General features: G+C 61.9%; 1 protein-coding gene. It reads right to left on the reverse strand.

Going from position 1 to position 7,956, the window contains the following annotated elements:
• Window positions 1–7,956 (reverse strand): amino acid adenylation domain-containing protein (locus ACKAMS_RS33445; protein WP_408990103.1); only part of this gene is annotated, 7,956 nt, incomplete at both ends.

Consider the following 7,956-nt stretch of genomic DNA (forward strand, 5'->3'; position numbering starts at 1 on the left):
CCACACCCACACCCGACACAAACCCACCCAACACACGCACCAAACGCTCACCCAAGACCACAACCGAACCCTCGTCGAAGGCGTCGCGCTGGTATTTGAAGGTCAGCTCGATTCCGCCCCCGGCGGTGATCATCAGTGTCAACGGGAAGTGAGTGTTGTCGTTGGCATGCATGCTTTCGACGGACATCTCGTCGATCGACGCTGCGCCTGCTGCGAGCGCCTTCTGATCGATCGGATACGACTCGAACACCGTCAACGTGTCGAACTGCGCACCCGCGCCGATCGCCTGCTGGATGTCGGCCAGCTGAACGTGATGGTGATCGAGCAGTTCCGCCTGCTCACGCTGAACCCGCGTCAACAGTGAAGCCGGTGATTCGTTCTCCTCGAACCGAATCCGAATCGGAACGGTGTTGATGAACAGCCCGATCATCGACTCGACTCCGGTAACCTGCGGCGGCCGACCCGAGACGGTTGCACCGAAAACGACATCGTTCCTGCCGGTCAATCGTCCCAACACCACGCCCCACGCAGTTTGGATGACGGTATTGAGCGTGACACCCAATTCACCTGCGAGAGAAGTAAGTGCGGCCGCGAGTGACTCGTCCACCTGTACCTCGGACTCGCCCGAACGTGCATCGATGGTTCGGCCACGGTCGGCTTGTACGAGAGTCGTCGGCTCTTCGAGTCCGTCGAGCGCCCGTCGCCAGACATTCAAGGACCGAGCGGAATCCTGCGCAACCAACCACTCGAGATACGTGCGGTAAGAACGAACCCGCGGAAGGACGGATGCATCCGAACGCGTCGCGTACAGCGTCAGCAGATCCTTCATGACCAGCGGGAGCGACCAGCCGTCGAGGAGGATGTGGTGGTTGGCCACAGCCAGCGTGTATCGACGATCGGCAGTCTTCACCAACAGGTATCGCGTGAGCGGCGGGTGGGACATGTCGAACCGTGCCGACTGATTGTCACGCAGCAACTGATCGAGAGCTTGGACACGCTCGGCCCCGTTGGTGATCGCACTGAGATCAACCTCGCGCCACGGAAGATCGACCTCGTCCGCGACTACCTGAAGCGAATTGCCGTCTTCGTCGAGGACGAAGCCGCTGCGCAGGTTCGGATGACGTTCCGTCAAAGCTCGAGCTGCCGACAGCAGGCGATCCGCGTCCACGTTGCCCGAGAGCTCGAGGACAACTTGCATCGAGTAGACGTCCAGTGATGCCTCCGCGAGCATCGCGTGGAACAGGAAGCCTCGCTGCAACGGTGCCAGTGGCCATACGTCGGCCACGTTCGGCATCCCTGCCTGCAGACGGTCGAGCTGTGTCTGACTCATCGACACCAATGGCACATCGGACGGCGTCAATCCTCCAGCGAGAGGCGAGTTCACATGTGCTGCAACCGCACTCAGCGACTCCTTCCAGTAAGAGGCAAGCAACTCGACGTCCTCACGCGAGATCGCTCCACTCGCGAATCCGAAGGATGCACCGAGAACCGGACCGTCGGGGCCGTCGCTGACCACTGCGTTGACGTCGAGCACACCGTTTGCCGCCATGTCCGCGTCAGGCGCGACGGAGACGTCACCGAGAACGTCGCTGGGCATCCATCCGAGTCCGAGTGCTTCTGCTGGCACCTCGCCCGCGGAAATACGGCCGAGGTAGTTGAAGCTGATATCGGCACTGGCACCCGCTGACAACGCTTCAGCAGTCTCCTCGTTGAGGTATCTCAGCATTCCGAAGCCGATTCCCTTGTCCGGCACGGAAAGCACCTGCTCCTTGACAAGCTTGAGCGCACGACCCGCCGCGACACCGCCGGCAAGAGCGTCGTCGAGATCGATATCGGAGATGTCGATTCGTAGCGGGAACTCCGTTGTGAACCAACCGACGGTCCGCGACAGATCCGCGCCTTCGATGACCTCTTCCTCACGCCCGTGGCCCTCGAGGTGTACCAGCAAAGACCCTGCTGCCTTGCTCTTTTCGCGCCTCAGCTTGGCCACTGCCATGCCAAGTGCGGTCAACAATCCATCGTTCACACCGCCGCGATAGACCTTCGGCACCATGGTGAGCAACGCGTCCGTGACCTCGGGCGATACCTCGACGCGAATCGAATCGAGGGTGGAGATCACATCGAGGGTCGGATCGAACGGGCGTGACCCCAGGTACGAATCGCCGCCGGTCAGCGTGCGTTCCCAGTACGGAAGTTCCGCCAACCGGTCTTCGCTGTGCGCGTTCTCGGCAATCGCATGCGCCCAACGACGCACCGAAGTCGCAACGGCCGGCAATGCGGGTTCCGACGACGCGGCGACCTGCATCCACGCAGCGACGAGATCCGGAATGATGATTCGCCACGACACGCCGTCGACGGCGAGGTGATGGGCAACCACAACGAGTTGACCGACATTCTCCGGTCCTCGGTCTACCCAGACGAAACGAATCATGTCCCCGGACAATGGATCCAGCGAACGTGTAGCGAGCTGAACGGCCGACGCCACGTTGGCGTCGCCCGCAGCGGGTTCGATCCGCTCGATCGTGTCGGCGACGGCGATCGATCCCAACCCGCCGACCTCGAGACCCCAGCCCCTGTCGTCGTCGAGAAGGCGCGAGCGCAGGATGTCGTGTTTGTCGATCAGCGCTGCGAGTGTCAACTCGAGGGCTCCCGCGGTGATACCGACCGGCAGATCCAGAATCATCGTCTGCGCAAAGGTGCGGTAGGAACCGCGCGACAACATCCAATGGGCAATCGGCATCAACGGCATCCAGCCGATTCCGCCACCCGGAAGTTCACTGAGGACAACTGCATCGTCGAGCACCGACTCGGCGATTTCCGCGAGTCCCGCGATGGTCTTGCGCTCGAAGACGTCGCGCGCGCTGAATCGGAGGCCCTGTGCCTTTGCCCTTGCAACGAGCTGGATCGACATGATCGAGTCGCCTCCGAGCGCGAAGAACGAATCGTCGGCACCTACCTGGTCCACGCCGAGGACGTCGGCGAAGATCGAGGCCAGAATCAATTCGGATTCGGTATCGGCAGCCCGGAACTCACTTCCGGCCGTGAAGACCGGTTCAGGTAATGCTTTTCGATCCAGCTTGCCCGAAGCATTGAGCGGCATCTCGTCCAGCACGACGAGGTGGGCAGGCACCATGTACTCGGGCAGTCGAGCCGCGAGATGTGCCCGCGTTTCGTCGATGTCGACACTCGCAAAGCCGGCGGGGACCACGTAGCCGACAAGATGTTCACCAAGCACGACGACAACTGCAGACGCGATCGAATCGTGTCCGCGAAGCGCCGATTCGACCTCGCCGAGTTCGATACGGAGTCCGCGCAATTTGACCTGGAAATCGGTACGGCCGATGTACTCGAGTTCACCGGCCGAGCTCCACGTCACGAGGTCGCCGGTTCGGTACATTCTTGTGCCCTGGTCGCCGTACGGATCGGCGACGAAGCGCTCGGCGGTGAGTTCGGTACGACCGTGATAGCCACGAGCGAGCTGAACACCCGCGAGATACAGCTCGCCTGCAACACCCGCCGGAACAGGGCGAAGACGACTGTCGAGTACGTACACCCGAGTGTTCCAGACCGGGGCGCCGATGGGCACCAGAATGGTGTCGTCTGCGGTGACCGCGTGATAGGTGACGTCGACGGCTGCTTCCGTCGGTCCGTAGAGGTTGTGCAGCTTCGCATTCGGAAGTACCGAACGGAACCGCGCAGCGGTGTTCACCGGCAGTGCTTCACCCGATGCGAACACGTGGTTCAACGACGACGCGCGCTCTGCTGCCGGATCGTCCACGAACACTTCGAGCATCGAAGGCACGAAGTGCGTGATCGTCACGTCGTACGCCTCGATCAGTTTGGCCAGATACTCGGGATCCCGATGACCGTCCGGCACAGCGATGACGAGACGCGCGCCGACCTGCAACGGCCAGAACAACTCCCAGACCGACACGTCGAAGGTGACAGGGGTCTTCTGCAGCACCGAATCGGTTCCGCTGAGTGGGTACTCCGACTGCATCCAAGCCAAGCGGTTCACGATGGAACGATGACTGACCGCGACGCCCTTGGGGCGGCCCGTCGATCCCGATGTGAAGATGACGTACGCGAGGTCATCCGGCTCGATGGGCGCCGAGCGCTCTTCGTCGGCGATCGGCCCGCACGGCACTGCTGTGGTGTCGATCGTGTCGATGGTGATCACACGCCGTGTCGTCGAAGACATCGCGTCACGTGTCGTACTCAGAATGCACACCGGATCTGCTGCGTCGAGGATGTACTCGACGCGTTCGGCCGGTTGATCCAGGTCCACCGGCACGTACGCACCACCGGCAGCAAGGACTGCGTAGATCGCGATAAGTAGATCTTCCGAACGCCGAATACCGATGCCCACCAACGAGTCTGCGCCGACACCTTCGGCGATCAGGACTCGCGCCAAACGATGCACGCGGGCGCCGAAATCGGCGTAGGTCGTGTGGGTTCCCTCGAAGACGAGTGCGGTGGACTCCACCGATCGGAGAAGTTGCTTCTCGAACAATTCGACGAGATCCGTCGGAGCCATCTCGTGCGCCGTGGTGTTCCAGCCGTCGAGGACTAGCGAGCGTTCCTGCTCGGTCATCAGTTCGATGTCTCCGACAGGCTTCGTCGCGTCGTCGGCAATAGCTTCGACGATGCGAACGAGCCGGTCCACCAGACTTTGCACCTGCCGATGCTCGAAGAAATCCGGGAGGTACTTCACGCCGAAGTGCAGTGAACTGTCGAGAGTCACCATGAGCGTCAACGGGAACGTCGTCGTATCGTCTGCGTGCAGCCCGTCGATCCGTAGACCGTCGATTGCCTGCGCCTGGGCCGCGAGACCTTCCTCGTCCACCGGATAGGACTCGAACACGGCCAACGTGTCGAACAATGTTCCCAGCCCGACCGTTCGCTGAACATCGGCGAGCGAAACATAGTGATGATCGAGCAGATCGGCCTGCTCGGACTGGACATCGGTCAGGAGCGATTCAAGCGATGCCGACTTGTCGATCCTGACTCGGACCGGAAGCGAGTTGATGAAGAGACCGACCATCGACTCGACGCCGTTGAGGCTGGGCGGGCGACCCGAAACGGTCGCACCGAACACGACGTCGTCCTGCCCTGTCATATGAGACAGAAGAATCGACCAGGCAACCTGGACAACGGTATTGGCGGTGACGCCGACTCGGCCGGCGAGTTCGGTGATCCGACTGGTCGTCGCGGTCGAGAAGTCGACCGCGATCTCCCGTGAACGCATGGTGATTTCGGTGGTGCCGGACTTGGCAGTCACCAGAGTCGGTTCCTCGAATCCGTCGAATACCTCGGCCCAACGAGCCATCGACTTATCCGAGTCTTGAGCGACCAACCAAGACAGGAACGCGCGATAGGACCTTGTTCGCGGCAGCAGAGAGGGGTCCGCGTGCGTTGCGTACAGGACCAGAAGGTCTTTCATGAGCAAAGGCATGGACCAGCCGTCGAGAAGGATGTGATGGTTGGTCACGAGAAGCCTGAAAGTGTCGCCGGTCAATCGCACCAGGGTGTACCGCATCAACGGCGGTGTGGCGAGGTCGAATTCGTCGGCCTGATCCGCCGCGGCGACTCGGGCGAGTTCGGACTCTCGTTCAACCTTGTTCTCGATACCGCTGAGATCTATCGCATTCCACTGGACAGGAGCCCGATCCATCACAACCTGGACCGATCGGCCTGCATCATCGGTGACGAACGCGACCCGAAGACTCTCGTGTCGGTCCATGACGGCCTGCGCCGCGCTGCGAAGACGATCTGCGTCGACGGCGCCGGACAGATCGAGTGCCATCTGCATGGTGTAGACGTCGACCGATTCTTCGGCCAGCATCGAGTGGAAGAGCATTCCGTTCTGCAACGGCGTCAGCGGCCAGACGTCGGCCACGTCCGCGAAATCTTGTTCGATCTTCGCGATCGCACGTTGGTCGAGATCGACCAGTGGCAGATCGGACGGGGTAAGCCCACCCGCACCCGGTCGGTCCACGTGTGCCGCGAGTCCAGCGAGAGCCGACACCCACAACTCCGACAATCGTGAGACCTCCGGCGCGGAGAGGAGGCCGCTCGGATATGCGAACGACGCGTTGAGCACCATTCCGTCCGACGAATCTCCCGCCATCACATTGATGTCGATGCTCTTGTTGGCAGGCATGTCCGCATCACCCGGCGCGGACACGGAGCCGAGGTCGCCCACCGGGAGCCACCCGACTTGTTCGAGGCCTTCCGGCAATTCCCCACCGGCGACTCGGCCGAGATAGTTGAAGCTGACCTGACCGTCTGCATGCGCCCCGAGCGTGCGGGACGATTCCTCTCCGAGGTAGCGCAGAAGCCCGTACCCAACGCCCTTGTCCGGGGCGCCGAGCAGTTGTTCCTTGATCAACTTGACAGCCTCGCCTGCGGCAGGACCGCCGGCGATCGCGTCCGCGAGATCCACGCCCGCCAAGTCCAGTCGAACGGGAAAAGCGCTCGTGAACCAGCCGACCGTTCGTGAGATGTCGGCGCCACTGATAATCGACTGCTCACGCCCGTGGCCCTCCAACTGAATCAGCGCCGAGGACGCGTCGACGTCTCGCTCGGCACGCCACAGCGCCATTGCGAGTGCCAACGCTGTCAGCAAACCGTCGTTGGCGCCGCCTCGGAACGCCCGAGGCAGAGCCGTCAAGATGGACTCGGTGACATTGGCCGGTACCTCGACCGACACCGTCTCGAGAGTCGCCGACACATCGATGTGTGGATCGAACGCGCGTGAACCGAGGAGAGGATCCGAACCAGACAGAACCGATTCCCAGTAAGGAAGTTCAGCCTTACGCGATTCGGACTCCGCTTCGGTGACCAACGCGTGCGCCCAACGCCGCATCGAGGTTCCGACCGGCGTCAGAGTGGGGGCACTGCCGTTCGAGATCTGGGCCCAGGCCGAGATGAGATCCGGAACGATGATGCGCCAGGACACTCCGTCGATGATGAGGTGATGGGCAACGACGAGAAGTCGGCCGCTGCGCCCGGCACCGAAGTCGAACCACAAGAACTGCAGCATCGTGCCGGCATCCACATCGAGACGTCCCAGAGCCGAATCGAGTTCGCGCGACGCGAGAGCAGTCACCTCGTCTGCCTTCGACGCGGGATCGACCGGGATGTGATGGACCAGTGCGTCGACATCGACCGCGCCGGACGCCATCACTTCGATCTCACGCCCGCGATCGCCGTCCACCACACGCGATCGCCACATGTCGTGGTGTTCGACAACAGCCGAGATCGTCGAAACGATGCCGGAGCGGTCGATGCCTTCGGGGAGTTCCAGGGTCATGGTCTGGGTGAAGCGGTTGAACCCACCGGGTCGTTGCGACATGTATCGCACGATCGGCGTCATCGGCATCGAGCCGATTCCCCCACCCTCCAGTTCTTCGAGAACTATTTCCTCGACCACGTCCGCATGACGAGCAACCTCGGCGATCGCCACGACCGTCTTGTGCTCGAAAACATCGCGCGGGCTGAAAACGATCCCTGATGTCTTTGCGCGAGAGACCAATTGAATCGACATGATCGAGTCTCCGCCGAGCGCGAAGAAGGAGTCGTCTGCACTGACTTCGTCAAGACGAAGGACCTCGGCGAACAGACCCGCCACAATTCTTTCCATCTCGGTCGCCGGAGCGCGGTGCGTTCTCGACTCGAAGATCGGGTCAGGCAGAGCGCGCACGTCCGTTTTACCGGCGTGTGTCAACGGAATCGCGTCGATCACGACGACCGCGTCCGGCACCATGTACGCAGTCAGGAACTGACCGACCTCTTCCGATACCGCTGAGGATTCGAGCGCCACCCCGGACTCCGGTACTACGTACGCCACGATGCGATCACCGAGATGCTCGACCTTCCGCACGACCACGACTGCACGGGCGACACCCGCACACCCGACCAACGCGGATTCGATCTCACCCAACTCGATACGGA

Source organism: Rhodococcus sp. 5A-K4 (genome assembly GCF_046097995.1).
Lineage (GTDB): Bacteria > Actinomycetota > Actinomycetes > Mycobacteriales > Mycobacteriaceae > Rhodococcus_F > Rhodococcus_F erythropolis.